The sequence below is a fragment of the Arthrobacter sp. zg-Y844 genome (assembly GCF_024385465.1).
Lineage (GTDB): Bacteria > Actinomycetota > Actinomycetes > Actinomycetales > Micrococcaceae > Arthrobacter_B.
This window is the reverse complement of sequence record NZ_JANFLS010000002.1, coordinates 726,785-746,820: the sequence shown is the minus strand read 5'-3', so window position 1 is coordinate 746,820 and position 20,036 is coordinate 726,785. Positions and strand designations below refer to the sequence as shown.

At 66.9% G+C, this 20,036-nt stretch carries 18 protein-coding genes; 5 read left to right on the top strand and 13 right to left on the bottom strand.

The window, feature by feature from the left end; translation table 11 throughout:
* Positions 1-36: 36 nt before the first annotated feature.
* The 8 genes from NNX35_RS10365 to NNX35_RS10330 form a co-directional block, all read right to left on the bottom strand.
* Positions 37-660, bottom strand: a complete 624-nt coding sequence (locus tag NNX35_RS10365) for a DUF3000 domain-containing protein (RefSeq protein WP_255766576.1) — start codon at positions 658-660, stop codon at positions 37-39.
* A 122-nt stretch (positions 661-782) separates the two neighbouring features.
* Entirely contained in the window at positions 783-1,865 is a 1,083-nt protein-coding gene (locus NNX35_RS10360; RefSeq protein ID WP_255867705.1) for a low specificity L-threonine aldolase, read from the bottom strand.
* 35 nt (positions 1,866-1,900) lie between these two features.
* On the bottom strand, positions 1,901-2,665 hold the full coding sequence (locus NNX35_RS10355; RefSeq protein WP_255867704.1) for an SDR family oxidoreductase: 765 nt from the start codon (positions 2,663-2,665) through the stop codon (positions 1,901-1,903).
* A complete protein-coding gene (locus NNX35_RS10350; RefSeq protein WP_255867703.1) occupies positions 2,662-4,071 on the bottom strand; it encodes a DUF6421 family protein in 1,410 nt (469 codons plus the stop codon). The genes NNX35_RS10355 and NNX35_RS10350 overlap by 4 nt, the downstream gene beginning before the upstream one ends.
* Positions 4,072-4,299: 228 nt before the next feature.
* Positions 4,300-5,628: an MBL fold metallo-hydrolase gene (locus tag NNX35_RS10345; RefSeq protein WP_370647018.1), complete on the bottom strand. Its 1,329-nt coding sequence runs from the start codon at positions 5,626-5,628 to the stop codon at positions 4,300-4,302.
* A gap of 632 nt (positions 5,629-6,260) precedes the next feature.
* Positions 6,261-7,892, bottom strand: coding sequence for a peptide chain release factor 3 (locus NNX35_RS10340; RefSeq protein WP_255765916.1), 1,632 nt, complete (start codon positions 7,890-7,892; stop codon positions 6,261-6,263).
* An 87-nt stretch (positions 7,893-7,979) separates the two neighbouring features.
* Positions 7,980-9,266: an MFS transporter gene (locus tag NNX35_RS10335; RefSeq protein WP_255867701.1), complete on the bottom strand. Its 1,287-nt coding sequence runs from the start codon at positions 9,264-9,266 to the stop codon at positions 7,980-7,982.
* Entirely contained in the window at positions 9,263-9,889 is a 627-nt protein-coding gene (locus NNX35_RS10330; RefSeq protein WP_255867700.1) for a helix-turn-helix domain-containing protein, read from the bottom strand. Before NNX35_RS10330 ends, NNX35_RS10335 begins: the two co-directional genes overlap by 4 nt.
* Positions 9,890-10,438: 549 nt before the next feature.
* Here NNX35_RS10330 and NNX35_RS10325 point away from each other — a divergent pair.
* The 5 genes from NNX35_RS10325 (at position 10,439) to NNX35_RS10305 (ending at position 15,444) form a co-directional block, all read left to right on the top strand.
* Positions 10,439-11,605, top strand: coding sequence for an acetyl-CoA C-acetyltransferase (locus NNX35_RS10325; protein WP_255765919.1), 1,167 nt, complete (start codon positions 10,439-10,441; stop codon positions 11,603-11,605).
* A gap of 201 nt (positions 11,606-11,806) precedes the next feature.
* Positions 11,807-12,298, top strand: a complete 492-nt coding sequence (locus NNX35_RS10320) for a nuclear transport factor 2 family protein (RefSeq protein ID WP_255867699.1) — start codon at positions 11,807-11,809, stop codon at positions 12,296-12,298.
* Positions 12,299-12,308: 10 nt separating this feature from the next.
* Positions 12,309-13,718 carry a cytosine permease gene (locus NNX35_RS10315; protein WP_255867698.1) on the top strand — a complete coding sequence of 470 codons (1,410 nt, stop codon included), beginning with the start codon at positions 12,309-12,311 and terminating at the stop codon, positions 13,716-13,718.
* A gap of 3 nt (positions 13,719-13,721) precedes the next feature.
* Positions 13,722-14,390 carry a cyclase family protein gene (locus tag NNX35_RS10310; protein WP_255867697.1) on the top strand — a complete coding sequence of 223 codons (669 nt, stop codon included), beginning with the start codon at positions 13,722-13,724 and terminating at the stop codon, positions 14,388-14,390.
* A gap of 103 nt (positions 14,391-14,493) precedes the next feature.
* Positions 14,494-15,444 carry an aldo/keto reductase family oxidoreductase gene (locus tag NNX35_RS10305; protein ID WP_255867696.1) on the top strand — a complete coding sequence of 317 codons (951 nt, stop codon included), beginning with the start codon at positions 14,494-14,496 and terminating at the stop codon, positions 15,442-15,444.
* 41 nt (positions 15,445-15,485) lie between these two features.
* Here the strand turns inward: NNX35_RS10305 and NNX35_RS10300 are convergent, their stop codons facing one another.
* The 5 genes from NNX35_RS10300 to NNX35_RS10280 are packed head-to-tail and all read right to left on the bottom strand — an operon-like array spanning position 15,486 to position 20,012.
* Positions 15,486-16,094: a V-type ATP synthase subunit D gene (locus NNX35_RS10300; protein ID WP_255867695.1), complete on the bottom strand. Its 609-nt coding sequence runs from the start codon at positions 16,092-16,094 to the stop codon at positions 15,486-15,488.
* A 13-nt stretch (positions 16,095-16,107) separates the two neighbouring features.
* Complete coding sequence (locus NNX35_RS10295; RefSeq protein WP_255863194.1) at positions 16,108-17,511, bottom strand: V-type ATP synthase subunit B; 1,404 nt, start codon at positions 17,509-17,511, stop codon at positions 16,108-16,110.
* On the bottom strand, positions 17,504-19,288 hold the full coding sequence (locus NNX35_RS10290) for a V-type ATP synthase subunit A (RefSeq protein ID WP_255867694.1): 1,785 nt from the start codon (positions 19,286-19,288) through the stop codon (positions 17,504-17,506). The genes NNX35_RS10295 and NNX35_RS10290 overlap by 8 nt, the downstream gene beginning before the upstream one ends.
* Complete coding sequence (locus tag NNX35_RS10285; protein WP_255863193.1) at positions 19,285-19,812, bottom strand: hypothetical protein; 528 nt, start codon at positions 19,810-19,812, stop codon at positions 19,285-19,287. Before NNX35_RS10285 ends, NNX35_RS10290 begins: the two co-directional genes overlap by 4 nt.
* Positions 19,809-20,012 carry a hypothetical protein gene (locus tag NNX35_RS10280; RefSeq protein WP_255863192.1) on the bottom strand — a complete coding sequence of 68 codons (204 nt, stop codon included), beginning with the start codon at positions 20,010-20,012 and terminating at the stop codon, positions 19,809-19,811. The genes NNX35_RS10285 and NNX35_RS10280 overlap by 4 nt, the downstream gene beginning before the upstream one ends.
* Positions 20,013-20,036 lie beyond the last annotated feature (24 nt).

Below are 20,036 nucleotides of genomic sequence, written 5' to 3'. Positions count from 1 at the left end.
CAGCCCGCGGGTCCGCGCCTCCGGCAGGTGCAGCGCTCAGCTCCGGCGTCGGCCGGGAAGGGGCGTGACGCCGTCGGGCAGCGGGGGCAGGCCGGCGAAGGTGCACACCATGTCCGACCAGGCTTCCAGATGGGACTGCACATCGGCGTCGGCCGGGGTCCAGGAGGCGCGGAGTTCAATGTCGATCGAATCGTCCCGGCGCTCGAGGGTGCCGTAGCTCTCCGACAGCACCCGGGTGGCCGTTCCGCCGGCCATGGAATATCGGGCGTCGTGCTGCTCCAGCGCTTCCACCAGCCAGGTCCAGGCGACGGAGCCGAGCAGCTGGTCATTGCCCATGTCCGGTTCCAGCTCCGCGCGGATATAGGTGACGATGCGGAAGGTGCCGTTCCAGACGGGGGAGCCGGCGGGATCGTGGAGCAGGATGAAGCGTCCGGTGGCCAGCTCAAGCTGGTCGGGGACCGGCGGTGCGGCGGGTCCGTGCAGGCTGCCCGGACCGACGGGGCCGGGGGCCAGAACCTCGGCGCCGAGGGAAACGGCATACGGGGCCAGCCGCGTGGGTGCCGGGATTTCTTCCAGCTTCAGCTCCGCCCGGCAGGCCGCCCGGCGCAGGGCACCGAGCGCGGTCAGGAAATCCGGGGGTACCTGGGACAGGTCACCTATTGCACTCACCTCCGCAGACTACGGGCTGTGCAGGGCCGGGGGCGGGGCAGGCTCGCCGCTGTGGCCGTTTCGTTACCTGCCGTCCATGCCGCGGAAGCGGCCGGACGGCAGGTAACCGCGGCTCAGCGGGCGGCCAGCGGTGCCGGATCCGCAGCGACTTCGCGGGCGATGGCCGCAGCGAAGGCATCAACATCATCCTCGGAGGTATCGAAGGTGCACATCCAGCGCACTTCACCGGTGGACTGGTCCCAGTCGTAGAACCGGAAGTTGCCCCGCAGGCGGTCGGCGACACCGGCAGGCAGCTTGGCGAAGACAGCGTTGACCTGGCTGGGCTGGGTGATTTCCACCCCGTCGATCTGCTCGACGGCGGCGCGGAGGCGACTCGCCATGGCGTTCGCGTGCGAGGCCGAGCGGTGCCACAGGTCCGTACCGTACAGGGCGACGAACTGGGCGGAGATGAAGCGCATCTTGGAGGCCAGCTGCATGTTCATCTTGCGCAGGTAATCCAGTCCGGGGGAGGCCTCGGGGTCAAAGGTGATGATGCATTCGCCGTACATCATCCCGTTCTTGGTGCCGCCCAGGGAAAGGATGTCCACGCCGGCGTCGGCGGTCATTTCCTTGAAGGAAACGCCCAGCGCTGCGGCGGCGTTGCCCAGCCGGGCGCCGTCCATGTGCAGCTTCATTCCGCGTGCGTGGATGTGGTCCGCTATCGCGGCGATCTCCTCCACCGTGTACAGCGTGCCGAGCTCGGTGGACTGGGTGATGGAAACGGCCAGCGGCTGCGCGCGGTGCTCGTCGCCCCAGCCCCACGCCTCACGGTCGATCAGCTCGGGCGTGAGCTTGCCGTCGTCGGTCGGGATGCCCAGCAGCTTCATGCCGCCGATCCGCTCCGGTGCGCCGTTCTCGTCCACGTTGATGTGCGCCGTCGTCGGGCAGATGACCGCACCCCAGCGGGGCAGCAGGGACTGGAGGGCGATGACGTTCGCGCCGGTGCCGTTGAAGACCGGGAACGCGCGGATGTGGTTGCCGAACTGGTCGGTCAAAACCTCGCGCAGCTTCGCGGTGTACACATCTTCGCCGTAGGCCACCTGGTGGCCCTGGTTCGCGGCGGTCAGTGCGGCGAGGATTTCCGGATGGACACCGGAGTAGTTGTCGGAAGCAAAAGCCTTAATTGCGGTGTCGTGCAGGGGGAGTATGTCAGTCACGGTTCCTAGTATCTCTTACCTTGATGTAGTTCAGGTCACGTCGCCGGTACGAGGCGAATCCGCTGCCCGTTGACCTCTGCGGCATCCTGCTGGAAGAGCCGGACGACGGCGGCGGCCAGGTCCGCGACGTCGGTGTAGCCGGGGAACCTGCGGTCCGGGGCTGCGGCGCGCTCAGCGGAGTCCACCAATGCCTTGACCACGAAGACGACGGCGGCGGCGCGCTGGGGTTCCGGGTCTTCCTTCCGTCCGGACTGGGCGCCGCGGAAACCCGCGGCGATGGCCCGGACCCAGGCTTCGGCCGCGGCTTTGGCAGCCGCATATCCCGCGCCGGCGGCCGTGGGGGACTCCACGGCCGTGGAGGAGACGATCGCCAGCCGCCCGCCCGGGGAGGCCTCGAGCTGGTCGTAGAAGCTGCGGCTGACATTGCGCAGGGTGCGCAGGATGTTCGTTTCCAGGAAGTCCCAGTCCTGCTCGCTCTGGGAGCCGATGCCGGTACCGGCCCGCCAGCCGCCCACGAGGTGGATCAGTCCGTCGATCCCGCCGTAGATTTCCTGCATGTCGGCCGCCAGGGCCGCCACTTCGCCGGCGTCGCTGAGGTCGCAGGTGCGCAGGTCGGCCTCGTACAGCCGGAACAGCGTGTTCTCGAGCCGTGCCGCATCGCGGCCTACCGCGACCACCTTGGCACCCGCCGCCTCCAGGGCTTCACAGACGGCAGTGCCCGAGGGGCTTCCGGCGCCGGCCACCAGGACGGTCCGGCCCTTCAACGGGGCCGGGGCTGCCGTGCCGGATTCAGCGCTCATTCGGAGGTGCCTCCCGTGCGGTAGCCGGTGATCCCGGCCGTGGATTCGATTACCGGGGCCATCTTCTTGGACAGGGCTTCGTAGAACATGGAGAGCGGGAATTCGTCGTCGAGCACCTGGTCGGTAAGGCCGCGCGGCGGTCCGTCCAGCGGCAGGGCCTGCGGGCCGCGGGCCCAGACCGAGGCCGGGTTCGGCGTCAGTGTTCCTGCCACCAGATCGTACGCCGCAAGCCAGTGCGCGGTCTTGGGGCGGTCGATGGAACGCCAGTAGAGCTCCTCGATTTCGGCACCCAGCCGGACGACGACGTCGGCCGTTTCCTCCCAGTCGATGCTGAGCTTTCCGTCGGTCCAGTGGAGTACGTGGTTCTGGTGCATCCAGGCGAAGAGCAGCTGGCCGCCGAGGCCGTCGTAGTTGCGCACCCGGCTGCCGGTGATCGCAAAGCGGAAGATGCGGTCGAAGATCACCGCGTACTGGACCAGCCGGGCGTGCCGGCGGGTTTCCTCGGGGGCGTCCTCGTTCCGCTGGATCTTCACGGCTTCGCGGAAGGCGGTGAGGTCGCAGCGCAGTTCCTCCAGGGAGTAGAGGAAGTAGGGCATGCGCTGCTTGATCATGAACGGATCGAACGGGAGATCCCCGCGCATGTGGGTGCGGTCGTGGATGAGGTCCCACATGATGAAGGTTTCCTCGGTGAGCTGCTGGTTGTTCAGCAGTTCGGCGGCCTCGGCGGGCAGCTGCAGCGAGGTGATGTCCGCTGCCGCGGCCAGGACCTTGCGGAAGCGGGCGGCCTCGCGGTCGGCGAAGATGGCGCCCCAGGTGAAGGCGGGGGTTTCGCGCACGGCCACGGTTTCCGGGAAGAGCACGGCGGAGTTGGTGTCGTAGCCGGGGGTGAAGTCCAGGAAGCGGATGGGGACGAAGAGCCCGTTGGAGTACTCGCCGGCCTCGAGCTCGGCGACAAACTCAGGCCAGATAACCTCGATCAGCACGGCTTCCACGAGGCGGTTGGTGCTGCCGTTCTGCGTGTACATGGGGAAGACCACCAGATGGGAGAGGCCGTTCACGCGGTCCTGCTGCGGGGCGAAGGCCATCAGCGAATCCAGGAAATCCGGTTCCTTGTCCAGTCCGCCGTCCACCCAGCGCTCAAAGTCTTCCACTACGAGATGCAGATACCCGGCGTCGTGCGGGAAGGCGGGAGCCAGGGCCGTGACGGCAGCGGCAATGGTTCCGATCAGTTCAACCGCCTGCCCGTGGTGCTCGGGATCCACGGATCCGTTCTTGTTCTGCAGGGGCTGCAGGGCCGTGGCCGCCTGCTTCAGCGCTGCCCAGGCCTCGCTGTCAGCGGGACGGGCATCGGCCGCAACGGCGGCGAAGACGGGGCGGGACAGCGAGGAAAAAGCGGGGGAGGACATGGCTGAGACCTTCCGGGAGGGCCGTCCCGTTGAGACCGGGGGTGGCAGCTGGTGATGTTGCTCACAGCATACTCACGAAGTCCTAACGCTTACCTAAAGAACACTGATCCATTAGCAACTCTTAGGCTCATCACGATGCTATCGGGGTCCCAACACTAGCTCCGCTTCTGTGCGCAACGGGGCAAGGGGCTGGCAGTCTGTGCCACTGTCTCATGGACGAATGAATTCCTAGCGGGCTCGTGCCTTACGCCTCTTAATTTTGAGGGAAACGGTGTCCGTGAAGCGGGATTCAATGCTTTCAGAAACTGTCACAGAGTAGCGTCCGGCCGCTTGAACGGCGCTAGTCGTCTTGCGTCCTGGGTGAAACCATCCTTGGCGCTGGCGGAATCCTGGTTGTGCAGCGGCTATGAAAGCAGAGGCTGCAGGCGTTGCGCCTAGGATCGCAGCGTGGAAGCTTTCATCTGACCCATGATGTGGAAGAAGGAAGGTGCCAACACTGGACCATCGTGCGTTGTAATTGCGCAGCAGTTCGCGAACGCGATCAATGTCTTTCAGTGAGGCATCTCCGGTGTGCAACCAACCCGGCGCGTTTCTCCAGATGCCGGCTTCTAATCGCGGAGTCCAATCGCCGTCATAATCTTCCTTAACTGGCCATCGGCTTTTCCAAACTGTTTTGGTTGGACTAATGGGTCCAGCGTAGAGACAGAGAGATGTTAGATTTAAGTCCGCGACGTTTCCACTCGATTTCAGGGCTGCATGATGGGCCGCTCTAATAAGGTTGCGTTTTTTCGATGTATCAATAAGAGACATAATGCCAGAAGATGCCGACAGCTTGTCTGTAAGCTGACCTGCGGTTAATCCAAGCGAGTTCTTCAGTTCGTCCCTAAATGCATCGCGCCCACTTTCTAAACTTTTCAGCACATAGGGTTCAAATACCCATACGGGTTCTCCGTTCAAATCAACGCGGTTGAGCGCTTCGGACGCTGACGTGCGGGCCTGTCCACGGCTGTGGGACGGATGAGCGATGAACTCGCCATCGTCCTCCGTTAGATCCGGCAACTCGTCTTCACGTTCCAACTCCCCTTCGGCAGGTTCCATTTCGCGCGGAACCTCGTCTGAGGGTTCTATAAATGTCACGTTTTCAGCCACGTCAGACAAGGCTGCCAACGGATCCGCCAGTAGTTCGAGAAAAAAAGGATCAGGGTCGTCCCAGGAACTGGTAGCTAACACCTGCAGTCGTTCGAGGGGAGAGACCAGCGGTGCATATATCTGTTTTACGGTGAAGGGTGACCTCTTAATCCTCCCAAGGCCCCCAACGTGGTCTTCATGAAAGTGACTGAGGAAAAGGAGATGTATATTTTCTTCTTTACTCAATGCCGAGTGCTGTCGTGAGAACTCTTTGAATTCGCGTGTCAAGGCCTTTCCGCTTGATGCGCTTCCGCAATCGTATATCCAAACGAATGGGTCAGTTGCAGCGCTTTTCGACCCTAGGAAACCTGAATGGAAACCCCCATGCCCTACAGACCATTGGGTCCTCCGCGCATAAATGATGGGCATGATGGCCTTTCTGCTTAGAGTCCTCTTCGACTATTTAATCCCTAGTGAGCCTTCGTCAACTGCCAGGGCGGCATCTAGAGCTGACGTTTATAAGGAGTCCTACGAAATTTCGAAGGTGTCGCCATTATGGAGTACCTATCCCCGACAATACCTGACATTTAATCTGCCTGTGGCCAGTTTGCCGTTTGGTCCTGAATGCGCGGGCGATCTGTAGCGGTATGGCCCAGCCAGCATCTTTATCGATAATCGACCAGTGGGTGGGCGGTTACACGTACTTAGACAGGGAACCGGTATCGTTGCCCCGTCACTGGCAGCCAACATATATTGGCTGAGGCGAACAGGAATATACTGGCAATCGCTTATTGAACCATGCCCGGATTGGAGATCCGGCAGGATGGCAAGGTTGGTCCTTTTGTTCTGAAACTCGTCCGCAACTGTTGGGGAAGATACCCAGGTTCGCCGAATCGAGCGGTTACTTTCATGGGACGTCTCGCCGGATGGCGACGGTGTTTCATAAATGAACTTCAGTAGTGATCTGAGATCTTCCCTCGTGCATGGCGAAATGCCTGACGAGATTCGATGAATGCAAAATGGTGGCGGACACGGGCGTGCCTCGTCTGCGTTTTGTGCCGCTAGTAGCCGCGGCTGCTGTTGGGCGATTCGGTACCGATGACCGTCAGGGACACCTCCGGGTGGTTCTTTTCCACCCGCCGCAGCGCCCAGACATCGTTGAAGACGGCCACGTAGGCGCCGTCGGTGCGGACCAGGACCTCGGCCCCATGCACGTTGGACAGGATTTCCGCGGCGTCTGCCGTGGTGAGCCGGGCCAGCGAGTAGGAGAGCTGCTCGTAGCGCATGGGCGCATTGAAGTCCTGCGTCATGCGGTCCTCGACCACTTCGAACTGCATCGGGCCGACGGCGGCCAGGACCGGTGCCTGATCGCCTCGCCGGTCCGAGCGCAGCACCTGGATGATGCCCTCGTGCTCGAGCTGGTCGATGCCGCGCCGGAACTGCTTGTAGCGGCTGGGGTCCTGGGACCGGGCCACGCGGAAGTGTTCGGGCGAGAAGAACGGAATGGGCGGGTATTCCACCGGTTCCTCGACGTAGAGGCTGTCGCCCACCCGCAGGGCGGAAGCATTGACCAGCCCGACGACGTCGCCCGGGTACGCCTGGTCGATGACCTCGCGTTCGCGGCCGAACAGGTGCTGCGCGTACTTGGTGGCGAAGGTCTTGCCGGTGTTGGAATGCGTGACCACCATGCCGCGTTCGAAGATGCCGGAGCAGACACGGATGAACGCCACGTGGTCGCGGTGGGCCTTGTTCATGCCGGCCTGCACCTTGAACACAAAGCCGGAGAACGGCGCCTCGACGGGCCGGAGCCCGCCGTCCTTGTCCTCGCGGGCGGAGGCCGACGGCGCCAGATCCACCAGGGCGTCCAGGATCTGCTTGACGCCGAAGTTCAGGGCTGCCGAGGAGAAGAGGATGGGGGTGGCCTTGGCGTCCAGGAACTTGTTGCGGTCGAACTCGCGGCCGTCGATGACCAGCTCGGCTTCGTCCAGCGAATCGGTCCAGACATCGCCTTCGCGGGCCAGGGCGTCTTCGGGGCTGAAGTGTTCTTCCTTCGCCAGCGAGGCGCCGGAGTTCTGCCGTTCGAAGTGGACGTATTCGTCCTTCTGCAGGTCCCAGACGCCGCGGAAATCGCCGGCGATGCCCACGGCCCAGGTCAGCGGCATCGGCTCGAGGCCGGTGCGTTCGGTGATCTCGTCCATCAGGGCCAGCGGATCCAGGCCGGGCCGGTCCCACTTGTTGATCACGGTGATGATGGGCAGGTTCCGGGCGCGGCAGACCTCGAAGAGCTTCATGGTCTGGGTTTCCAGGCCCTTGGCGGCGTCCACCAGCATCACTGCGCAGTCCACCGCGGCGAGGACGCGGTACGTGTCCTCGGAGAAGTCGGCGTGCCCGGGCGTGTCCAGCAGGTTGATCACGGTGTCGCGGTACGCGAACTGCAGGGCCGTGGAGCTGATGGAGATGCCGCGGTCCTTTTCCATCTGCATCCAGTCGGAGACCGTTTCCCGGCGGTTTTCCTTGCCGTTGGTGGCACCGGCCGTGCCGATCACCCGGGCGTGCAGGGCCAGCGCTTCGGTGAGCGTGGACTTACCGGCGTCGGGGTGCGAGATCACGGCGAAGGTACGCCGCCGGGCGGACTCCTTGATGATCTCTTTGGTGGCGGTGGCGCTGACGGGGGTGGAAACCTGTTGGGACACTCCGCTGCTTTCAGACTCTGGTGGGTGGGACTGCCGGCGGGGGAACTGCTTGCTGCCGGGCAGTCGGCTGCTCAGAACACAGCTTTTTCATTCTACCCGCCCTCTGTCGGGCACCCGGACGGGTGTGTCGGTGCCGCCGTCGTCGCCGTCGCCACCCGCGTCTCCGACCGACCGTGCGCGCCGGGAGAGCAGGGGCATCACCGCAAGCAGGCTGGCGGCGGCCATGGCCGCCACCAGCACTTGGTAAGGCAGGATCCCGATGAGCACCGCCGCAAGCACCGAGGCCCCGACCTGGGGAAGGTTGGTCATTACCTGCGTTACGGCCGCGGTCCGGCCCTGCATGCCGGGCGGCGTCTCCTCCTGACGCAGCGTGACAAAGGCGATGATCATCCACGAAGCGCCCGTGCCGACCGCCGCGGCGCCGGCCATCACCAGGGGCAGGAAGGTCAGCGCGGTGGTCAGTACGCCGCCGGCGAGCAGGGCGACGCCGAAGACCATGCAGCGGCGGATCCCGAATCGCCGGATCACCAGGCTGGCCGTGAGTCCGCCCAATACCGCCATGAGACCCTGTGCGCCCAGCAGCACGCTGAGGAACTCCGGCGGCTTCCCCAGGCCCTGCTCCACCGTGGCGAAGACGGTCACGTTGAGGATGCCGGTGGCGCCCATGGCGATACCCAGGGTCAGCAGGGCGCGGCCGAGCAGGCGATGCCGTGCCATGAACCGGACACCCGCCGTCGTGCTCTGCCAGAACGTCTCGCCGGCGTCCCGGACAGAGACCGTTTCGGCCAGTTTCAAGGTGGCCAAAATCAGCGCGGCCGCAAGGAAACAGGCGCTGGCGAGCAGCACAACGGTGTGCATTCCCCAGAGGGCGAGCATCCCGGCGCCTGCCAGCGGCGAGATGATCCGCAGGCCCTGGTCGATGCTGCTCAGGATGCCGTTTGCGGGGGCGAGGAGGCGGGTGTCCAGCAGGTCGCGGAGCAGTCCGGATTGGGCGGCTGCAGTGATGTAGGAGGAAATGGCGTAAACGAAGATGACTGCATAGACCAGCCACACGGTGTCGACGCCGCGGACGGCCAGGAGGGCCAGGACGACGACGCCGGCGCCCAGGTTGTTGATGATGAGCAGCGGTCGACGCCGGTAACGGTCTGCCAGCCGCCCGGTGAAGGGCGCCAGCAGGGCCGGGAGGCCGAGGGCCGCGAAGACGAGGCCAGCGGCGGCGTCGCTGCCGGTGAGCTGCTTGACCCAGATGGCGGCGGTCAGGAACAGCACCGAGTCGCCGAAGTTGGAGAACACCCAGGCCAGCGCCAGTCTCCGGAAGCCGGGAACGCCCAGGACGTCGCGGTTGGTGCCCACTGCCGGCGGCGCCGTCGTCATTCCTGCCCCGGATCGACATTGAGGACGGAGAACAGGCGGACCGGGACCGCTCCGTCGGGGCGTTGATCCGGGTTCTCCCAGCGGCCTTCGAAGCGTCGGGCCAACTGCCACAGGTCTTCGCGAAGCTGCAGGATTTCTTCGTGGGTGGCGTAGGTGCGGGCCTCGTGCACCGTGGACACCTCGAGGTCCTCCGGAGGGAGTGCGGGGGAGCGGCGGAGCCAGGACTGGATGCGTGCCAGCTGGCGGTCCACCTCTATGGCGGCCACGGCGGAAACCGCGTGTACGGAGCCGGGCGCCTCCGGATCGATGACGTGCGAGCGGTGGAGTGCAACCGTCTTCCACGGTTTTTCGCGCCCGGCCTGCTGGACCTGTTCGATGAAGCCGTGCCTGGCCAGGATGCGCAGGTGGTAGGAGCAGCTGGCTACGGATTCGCCGATGGCGGCGGCGCACTGAGTTGCCGTGGCCGTTCGGGCGTCGTCCAGATGGCCGAGCAGTTCCAGCCGGACCGGATGCGCCAGTGCGCGGATCTGCACCGGATCGGCGAACACTTGCTCGCCGGGCGCTCCCGGGGTTGCCGCGTGCCGTTTGATGCCGGGTTCCGCCGGGTCCGGGGTCTGGTTCATGTGTTGAGGCTAGGTCCTAAAGGAATCTTTAGCAAGGGTTCTTTAGGTTGGGTTCCCGGGAGGAGGAAATCGAGCAAGTGCTCGGGTGCGGGGCCGGCGTGGCTCGGTGCGGGGCCGGGGCCGGGGCTGGGGCCGGGGCTGGGGCTGGGGCCGGGGCTGGGCTCGTGCGGACGGTGCGGGGCCCGGTGCTGAATCCCTGCGTTATGTCGCAATCCCTCCGGTTTGTCGCGATCCCTACGCCGCGCAGCGCAGGGAATGTCACAAAGTGCAGGGATCTGGACAAACCGGAGGGGCTCGGGCCGGGTTGGGCTGTGGACAAACCGCAGGGATCCGGACAAGTCGGAGGGATCCGGAGAAACCGGAGGATGCAGGCCCGGAGAATTGGCCAGGCCGGAAGGCGGCACGGCCGGACACATACCGCCGGTCTGGTTACCGGCGCGTCAGAATCGCTTATTGTGGTGCACGGCACATGCCTTGTGCATCGAGTGCCGCCCCGGGTACCGAAGACTTGGTGCCAACCTGCCTTACAACGACGAAAGGCCCTCGACCATGGCTGAAGCGTTCATCATCGACGCCGTCCGCACTCCCGTCGGCAAGCGCAACGGGGGGCTGAGCAAAATCCACCCTGCCGACCTCGCCGCGCACGTGATTGCCGAAACGGTTCGGCGCACGGGAATCGACTCCGAAGAGTATGACGAGGTCATCCTCGGTGCCATCGACCAAGTGGGACCGCAGGCCATGGATATTGCCCGCACCTCCTGGCTCGCGGCAGGCCTGTCCGAACGTGTCCCCGGCACCACCGTGGAGCGCCAGTGCGGCTCGGGCCAGCAGGCCGTGTCCTACGCGGCGCAGGCCGTTATGAGCGGCACCAGTGATCTGGTGATTGCCGGCGGCGTGCAGAGCATGTCCTCCGTCCCGTTGTCCTTCGCCAACTCCGCAGCCAAGGAGCTGGGCTTCCCGAACCCGTTCGCCGGTTCCGTGGGATGGGAAAAGCGCTACGGGAACCAGCAGATCTCACAGTTCATCGGCGCGGAAATGATGGTGAAGCAGTGGGGGCTGAGCCGTGAGGAGATGGAGGACTTCGCCGTCGAATCCCACGTCCGGGCCATCGCCGCGCAGGCCGAGGGGCGCTTTGACCGGGAAATCCTTGCCATGAACGGGGTCACCGCGGACGAGGGCCCCCGCGATCCCGACCGCGCGAAGATCGCCACCCTGGCCCCGCTGGCCGAGGGCGGGCACCTCACGGCCGCCACCTCTTCGCAGATTTCCGACGCCGCCGCCGTCCTGCTGCTCGCCTCCGAGGACGCGGTGCGCCGTTACGGTCTGAAGCCGCGGGCCCGCATCCACTCCATCTCCGCCCGCGGGGATGATCCGGTCATGATGCTCAGTGCCCCCATCGAAGCGACCCGCCATGCACTGAAGCGCACGGGGATGAGTATCGATGACATGGACCTGCTTGAAATCAACGAGGCGTTCGCCTCCGTGGTGCTGGCCTGGCAGCGTGAGCTCGGCGTGGATATGGACAAGGTCAATGTCAACGGCGGCGGCATCGCCCTGGGCCACCCGATCGGCGCCACCGGTGCGCGGATCATGACCACCCTGCTGCATGAACTCGAACGCACCGGCGGCCGCTACGGGCTGCAGACCATGTGCGAGGGCGGCGGCCAGGCGAACGTCACCATCATCGAGCGGCTGGACGAGGGCTTCCGTCTGTAGGCGGGACGGGCGGCACGCGACGGGCGGCACGCGCGGGCCGGGCCGGCCACACCGAGCGGGTCCCGCCCCGTTTGACACGTGACAGCGCTCACATCAGACTGGAGCAGGTTTTCTAATACGCATCACTTGTTTCCTGGCGGTGCGTTTCAGGAACGCCCCATCCGCTTACGCTGCCCGCAGCCCGTTCTGAAAGGCTGGCCCATGGATACCCCCGCTCCGGCCCAGTCCCTGTCCGAAACCGACGTCTTGGACGCGGCGGCCAGCCTGGTCGCCGCGTTCTCCCGTACAGACACGCAGGAGTACTTCGCGGCGTTCGCTCCGGACGCTACGTTCGTCTTCCACACGGAGCCGGCCAGGCTTGAAAGCCGTGCCGAATACGAGGCGCTCTGGGCATTTTGGCTAGCTGACGGCTGGTCGGTCACGTCGTGTGAGAGTACCGAGGCACATGTGCAGGTGTACGGCACCAGCGCGGTGTTCAGCCACACGGTGCTGACAACGGCCGGCACCCCCGGCGCCACGGCGACCACCCGGGAACGGGAAACGATCGTCTTCACCCGGTCCGGGGACCGGATCCTGGCAGTTCACGAGCATCTTTCCCCGGTGCCGGACCCCGGCTTCAGTCTCGAGCCGGCGGATGCGGGTGCTGCAGAAGGCGCCGAAGCCGGCGCCACGCCCGTCGTCGTCGTTGCCTAAGGGGAATCCAATGTCAGCAACCGGGCAGCCGTCCGCCTGGACCCGTCTCTCCCGCCGCCTTGACAAGGATGCCGAGGGCTACGGCCCGCTCCGCGGCACCCTCGGCGTCGGACGCATCGGCATGATCTGGCTGGCCGCCAACCTGGTGGTCACCACCCTGCTCACCGGAACACTCTTCGTTCCCGGCGTCAGCTGGCCCATGGCCCTGGGCATGATCGTGCTGGGCACCCTGATCGGGGGAGGCGTCCTGGTGCTGGTGGGCAACATGGGCACCCGCACCGGGCTGCCCACCATGTCCCTGACCAAGGGGTCTTTCGGACTGCGTGGCTCGTTCCTGCCCGTGGCCGCAAACGTGGTCATCCTGATGGGCTGGAGCTGGGTCCAGGCCATGCTTGCCGGAGTCACGGTGAACTTCCTGGTGGAACGCGCCACCGGTTTCTCCAGCCCCGTCCTCTTCTCCGTGCTCTGCCAGCTGCTGGTGGTGGCCTTGGCCATCTTCGGCCACAAGGGCATCGCCCGCGTGGAGCCGTGGCTGGCCCTGGTGATCCTGGCCATCATGGCCTACGTCTTCGCCGTCGCGTTCCGGGAATTCCCGGTGGCTGACTTCGCTGCCATTCCGCGGGACGCCGACGCCGGGATGTCAGCGATCTCCGTGCTCGACGTCGTCATTGCCACGGCCATCTCCTGGACGGTCCTTTCCGCCGAGTTCAACCGGCTGGCGAAGTCCCAGACCGCCGGCGTGGCCGGCTCCGCCGTCGGTTACGTGGTCTCGACAGTTCTGGCCATGGCGCTGGGCGCCACCGCGATCGGCTATGTTGTGCTCGACGGCGGCGAGGCGGTGGGCTTCGATCCGGCCCTGATCGTGGCGATCTTCGGCGCGCCGCTGGCCGTGGTGATTTTCCTGTCCGTGATGGCGACGAACACCATGGTGGTGTACGGCATGGTCTCCTCCGTGGTGAACATGGTGCCGTCCCGGCGGATCCGTTTCCTTCCCACGGCCCTCGTGCTGGGTGCGGTGTCCGTCCTCGGTTCCACCTGGCTGGGCCTGCTGGACAGCTTCACGTCCTTCCTGACCGTCATCGGCGCCCTGTTCATTCCGGTGTTCGCGGTGATGATCGCGGACTATTACGTAGTGCAGAAACGTTCGTACAGCGCGGACATCCTGCTTGGCGACGGCGGGCGCTACTGGTTCCGGAGCGGTGTCAACGCGGCGGCGCTGGTGGCCTGGCTGGTGGGCGCGGGTGCCTCCGTGCTCCTGACCTATGTGCTGCCCAGTCCGCTCGGGGCCACCATTCCCACCTTTGCGCTCACCTTTGTCCTCTACCTCGGCTGGTGTGCGGTGACCGGCCGCGTGGTTTCAGGCCGGCCGCAGTCCCTCCACCTGAGCGAGCCCGCCCCGGTTGCGGATGGAACTGTGTAGCCGATGCAGGTTGTCGACCTCAGCCATCCGGTCCGCACCGGAATGCAGGTTTTCCCGGGCGACCCGTCGGTGGAGCTGCGCAGTGCGGCCACCGTGGCTGCAGACGGCTTCGCCGTGGCGCAGCTGCACCTGGGCAGCCATACCGGAACGCATCTGGACGCGCCGCTGCATACGGTGCAGGACGGTACTGCCGTCGACGCGATGCCGTTGGAGGCCCTCATGGGTCCCGCGCGGATCGTTTCCCTGCCCGGGTCCGCCGCCAACACCGTCCTGAGCTGGAAGGACGTGAGCGGGCAACTGGCGGGCCTGCTGCCCGGAACCATCGTGCTGTTCTCCACGGGCTGGTCCCGGCACTTCAACACGCCCGCCTACCTGGAGCACCCGACCTTCGATGCCGAAATCGCCGAGCGTCTGGTGGCGGCCGGGGTGCGGCTGGTCGGCGTCGACACCCTGAACCCGGATCCAACTCCCGGACCGGCGGAACCCGGACAGGCCCAGGGCGGAACGTTCCTGCCGTTCCACGATGTGTTCCTGGGCTCAGGCGGCGGGATCGTCGAGAACCTGACGAATCTGGACGCGGTGCCGTGGCCGGAACCGTGGTTCTCGGCGCTGCCCCTGCGGCTGGAGGGATTGGACGGGTCGCCCGTGCGCGCGGTGGCGTTTAAGCCCTGACCCGTTCCCGGTTCCGGCGGTCCAGCACCCTGCCCGGCACCAACCCGGTAGGCTGGGGCCCCCGGGACACGCCTCCCCGACCAAAGCCCACCTGGAGGAACCAATGAAGACTGTGCCCTTCGGCAGTACCGACCTTTTGGTGCCCAACGTCATTGCGGGAATGATGCGCATCGCCGGCGACACCGATGAGCAGATCCGTGCCCTGTATACGGCGTCCCGCGAGGCGGGGATCGACTTCTTCGACCACGCCGACCTGTACGGGTTCAACCACCCAGGCGGTGGCTACCACCTGTGCGAGCGCCGTTTCGCCGAGGCGCTGCAGCTGACCTCCTCAGAGCGCGGGCAGATCAGCCTGCAGACCAAGACGGGCATCGTCGACGACCCATGGGGCTACGACCAGTCGTACGAACACATCGTCACCTCGGCAGAGGAATCCCTGAAGGCGCTGCGCACCGACTACCTCGATGTGCTGCTGCTGCACCGGCCTGACGCCCTGGTCGAACCCGAGGAAGTCGCCCGTGCCTTCGACCACCTCGAGTCCAGCGGAAAGATCCGCTCCTTCGGAGTCTCCAACCACACCCCGCGCCAGATCGACCTGCTGAAGACCGCGGTGCGGCAGCCGATCGTGGCTAACCAGGTGCAGCTCTCAATCACGCACTCCACGATTATCGCCCAGGGCCTGTCATCGAACATGGCCAGCCATGACGACTCGATCAGCCGCGACGGCGGAGGCCTGGTCGACTATGCCCGGATCAATAAGATCACCCTGCAGGCCTGGTCACCGTTCCAGAGAGGGTTCCAGGGCGGCGTCTTCTTCGGGTCGCCCGACTACCCGGAGTTGAACGCCGAACTCGACAGGCTCGCGGTGAAGTACGGGGTGACGCCTACCGCGATCGCGGTCGCCTGGATCGCCCGGCATCCGGCCGGGATGCAGGTGGTCCTCGGGACCACGACGCCGCAGCGCGTCACCGATGCGGCACAGGGATCGGACATTCCGCTGACCAGGGGCGAGTGGTACGGACTCCTTCAGGCAGCGGGCCACAACGTGCCCTGAACGGGTCCTTGTTCCGCTGAGGGCCGCCCGCGTTCCCGCCCTCACATCAGCCCGGCAGCCCAGCGCAGCCGCAGGCTCTCCTCCAGCTCCTGCTCCGCGATGCGGCGTTCGATAGCGGTCAACTGTTCCTCCAGCCGGGGGATCCACCGATTCTCTACTGCCCGCTGCCGCGTCCGGGTGGCGGCGAGTTCCTCCGACACCAGCAGCAACGCCCGTTGCCCTGCCGCCGCGGCCACGGCCGCCTCAAGGGCTGCCCGGTGCGCCGACGCCGCAAACACCAGGGCAGAGCTGCCGCCGGCCGGCGGAGACGTCGGCACCGTGCAGGATGCGGATTCGGGATACGAGATGCCCATCGCCCCGCCCCACTGCACGACGGCGACCGCCGGGTCCGGCGGGTCCGGCGGGGCCGCCCCCAGCAGCCGGTCCGCACCGTCCAGCCCGGTACTGCGCTGCAGCCACACCGCTGCTTCACGGGCGCTGGTTTCCCAGACGCGGATGCCCTCATCGGCGCGTTCCTGCAGGCCGTCGATGGCCGCCTGCAGGATGCGCTGCTTCCGGTCCAGCAGCTCGGCCCCGCGCCGGGCCGTGGCGAGCCGCCGCTGCACCTCGGACCGCTCGGCGCGGCTGCCTCCGGACCGGAACCCGCTCACAGCTGGACTCCGCTCACGGCACGTCCGCGCCCGTCCCGGGCAGGTACCGGTCCAGGAACTCGGCGGACAGCATGGTCAGTTCCCGCCGCGGCAGCAGGGACAGTGCCTGCCAGGCAAGGTCCAGCGTCTGTTCCAGTGTGCGCAGTTCGTCCCGCCCCTGGTTGAGCAGTTCCTTCTCCACCACTGTGCGGAACTCGATGTAGGCCTTGTCGGTTTCGCTCAGCGCGGCGGCCCCCACCAGTTCGGCCAGTTCCGCTGCGGACCGGGCGCGGGCCATGGCGGACAGGATCTGCGCGGCGACGTCGAGGTGGTCCTCCCGGGTGCGTCCCCGCCCGGCACCGCTGCGCATCAGTCGTGACAGGGAGGAGAGCACATCCACCGGGGGATAGATGCCGCGGGCGTCGATGTCGCCGTCGAGCACCACCTGCCCCTCGGTAATGTAGCCGGTGAGGTCCGGCACCGGGTGGGTGATGTCCCCGGCGGGCATGGTCAGCACCGGCACAATGGTTACCGATCCCTCCCGGCCCCGGACGCGTCCGCAGCGTTCGTACAGGGTGGCCAGGTCACTGTAGAGATAACCCGGGTAGCCGCGCCGGGCCGGGATTTCCCGGCGGGCCGCGGACACTTCGCGCACCGCCTCGGCGTAGCTGGTCATATCCGACATCACCACCAGCACGTCGGAACCGTCGTCGTAGGCCAGGGACTCCGCGATGGTCAGGGCGATGCGCGGGGTCAGGATGCGTTCAATCACCGGATCATCGGCCGCGTTCAGCAGCAGGACCAGCTCGCCGGCGGCGGAGCGTTCCTCCAGCCGGTCGCGGATATAGGCGATATCGGCATGCGTCATGCCCATGGCCGCGAACACCACCCGGAAGGCCCGCCCGGAGGATGCGGTCGCCTGGGCGGCGATCTGCGTGGCCAGGGTCAGGTGCGGCAGCCCGGGGATGGAGAAGATCGGCAGCTTTTGTCCGCGGACCAGGGTGGTGAGGGCGTCCACCACGGAGATGCCGGTGATCACCGGGTCCTGCGGCGGTTCCCGGTAGACCGGGTTCAGCGGCCAGCCGCTCACCGGGGAGGTGTGCTCCGCGGTGACCGGCGGGCCGCCGTCGAGCGGCTCTCCCCGCCCGTTGCACACCCGGCCGAGCCAGCCGGTACCCACCGGCACCGCCAGCGGCCGGCCCTGGAACCGGACCTCCACTCCGCCCAGTGCCATGCCCTCGGTGCCTTCGAGCACCTGCAGGGTGGTCTCGTCGCCGTCTATCTCCAGCACCAGCCCGTGCCGCTGGGGACCGCCGTCGACGTCGACGGTGGCGAACTCGTCCCAGCCCACACCCTCCGTGTCGCCCAGAACCAGCAGGGGTCCGCGCAGTTCACGCACATCGCTGTGTCCCACCCGTGCTCGGTTGCCGCTAGCCATGGGCATCTCCCGTCGATGGCTGGTCCAGTGTCTCGGTAAGCTGCCGCACGAAGGCCCGGCCGCGCTCCTGCACCCCGGCGGCGTCGGTGGGCCCGGTGTCCTCGCGCAGGCGCAGGATGGGGGAGAAGTCATAGCGGTCGACGTCGGCCGGCGGCACCCCGCGGGCCACCAGGGTTTGGCAGGTGTTCACCACATCCAGGACCGCCTGCAGCAGGGCGGCACCCTTGTCGGCGGAGCTGTAGCCGTCATTGGGGCTGAGCGCATTCTGCAGCAGCACCCCGTCGCGGATCAGCCGCCCGCCCAGGAGGACCATCTGCTCATGCCCGGGGAGGGAGGAGGCGCCGATGATTTCCGCCAGGGCGGTCAGCCGGTCAGCTTCCGAGAGGAGCAGGGAGGCGGAGGCTCGGCGCTGTGCCCACTGCGGATCCCCGTGGGCGGAGTACCAGCGGCCCAGCGACTCCGCATCCCGGGAGAAGGAACCGCGCCAGCTGACGGCAGGGTAATGCCGGGAGTAGGCGAGGTCCCGGTCCAGCAGCCACAGGGAGCGGACAAAGCGCTGGGTGCCGGTGGTTACCGGTTCGCTCATGTCCCCGCCCGGAGGGGAGACCGCCCCGATCACGGTGACCGACGCCGTCGCACCGCCCAACGTGCGGACCCGGGCGGCGCGTTCGTAGAACGCCGCGAGTTCGCTGGCGAGGGAAGCCGGATAGCCTTCCTCGGCGGGGAGGTCGCCGTTGCGGTTGGCGAACTCGCGCAGCGCCTCGGCCCAGCGGGAGGTGGAGTCGGCAATCACGACGGCGTCGTAACCCATGTCCCGGAAGAACTCCGCCACGGTGACGCCGGTGGCGATGGACGCTTCCCGGGCCATCATGGGCATGTTGGAGGTATTGGCGATGATGACGGTCCGGTCAATCAGCTTCCCGCCGGTGCGGGGATCGTCCAGCCCGGAGAGCCCTTCCAGGACGTCGGCCATCTCGTTGCCGCGCTCGCCGCAGCCCACATAGACAATCACATCCGCGTCCGACCACTTGGCGATCTGCTGCAGGGTGAGGGTCTTGCCGGTGCCGAAGCCGCCGGGTACCGCGGCTGCCGCGCCGCGGGGAACCGGGAAGAGCAGGTCCAGGACCCGCTGCCCGGTCTGCAGCGGAACCACATCGGTGATGCGCTCGCCGAACGGCCGGGGGCTGTGTACCGGCCAGCGCTGCGCCAGTGGCACTTCCACGCCGCCGATCCGGGCCACGGGATCCAACGGCCGGACCTTGCCCTCGGCCAGCCAGGTCACCTCCCCGGAGACCGACGGCGGTGCCAGCACGCGGAACTCGATCGTCCCCACTCCGGGGACGGTACCCAGCACCTGGCCGGCCCGCACCACGTCGCCGACGGCTACCGTCGGCGCGAACTCCCATCGGGTCTCCAGCACTGCCGGGTCTTCGGCCGAACTCTGCCGCTCCTGCGTGAGCCACAGGGGAGCGGAGGACAGGGGTCGCAGCAGCCCGTCGAAGACCGTGCCCAGCAGCCCCGGCCCCAGCAGTCCGGCCAGCTGATGGCCGGTCCGCTCGGCGCGGTCGCCGGCCTTCAATCCGCCGGTGTACTCATACGCCTGCAGGGTGGCTTCGTCGCCGTTGATGGCGACCGCCTGCGCGGCAATGCCGTCCGGACCGATGTTGACCACCTCAAGCATGGACAATCCCGGCAGGCCGCTGATTTCCACGAGCGGTCCGCTCACCCGGGTGATCCGGCCGCCGCCTGCTGATTCAGCCGGGCCCGAAGTCCTCACGCGTCGTCCCATAACCGCCGCACCTCCCCGGCATGGTCCTCCAGCGCCTGGTCGGCCAGGGTGGGCAGCGACAGGTCCAGCCGCCGCGAACCGGCTGTTCCGATGACGCCGCCCTTGTAGCTTTCGGTCACGGATGCCATGGGGCCGAGGACGCGGTCCGCCTGCGCGGTCAGCCGCCGCAGGATCTGCGGGTAGCGCGGGTCCCTCCGGACTTCATGCACCTGCTCCTGCACCTGCTCGGCCAGCAGCGACCGCAGGTGTTCCTGTTCGGCCAGCACTGTCCGGCGTGCCTGCCTGCGGGCGCGTGCGGAGGATGCAGCGGCGTCGGCCCTGGCGGCCTCGGCCCCCTCGCGCTGCGCCGTTAGGTGGATGGCGTCCGCCTCCGCCTGCGCCCGGCCGAGCAGATCCGCGGCCTGCTGCCTGGCCTCGGCATCCAGCCGGGCGGCTTCCGTCCCGGCGTTTCGGCGCAGTGCCTGGCGCACCGGGTCAAGGGCTGCCTCGGCGCCCTGCGGCAGCCGGGTCATGAAGGCAGCACCGCGGTGAGGGGCGACGCCGGATCGGCCAGTTCGATGCCCAGCTCCGCGGCGGCGTCGGGCGTGAGCAGGACAACGCACACCGAGTCGGGAAGGTTGGCCCAGACCGCCCGCACATCGGCTGCTCCCGCGGCCGGGTAGAGCACGGCCCCTGCCAGCCGGTACCCCTCCAGCAGGGCAGGGTTGCCCACCGCTGCAACACTTCCTTCCCGGCG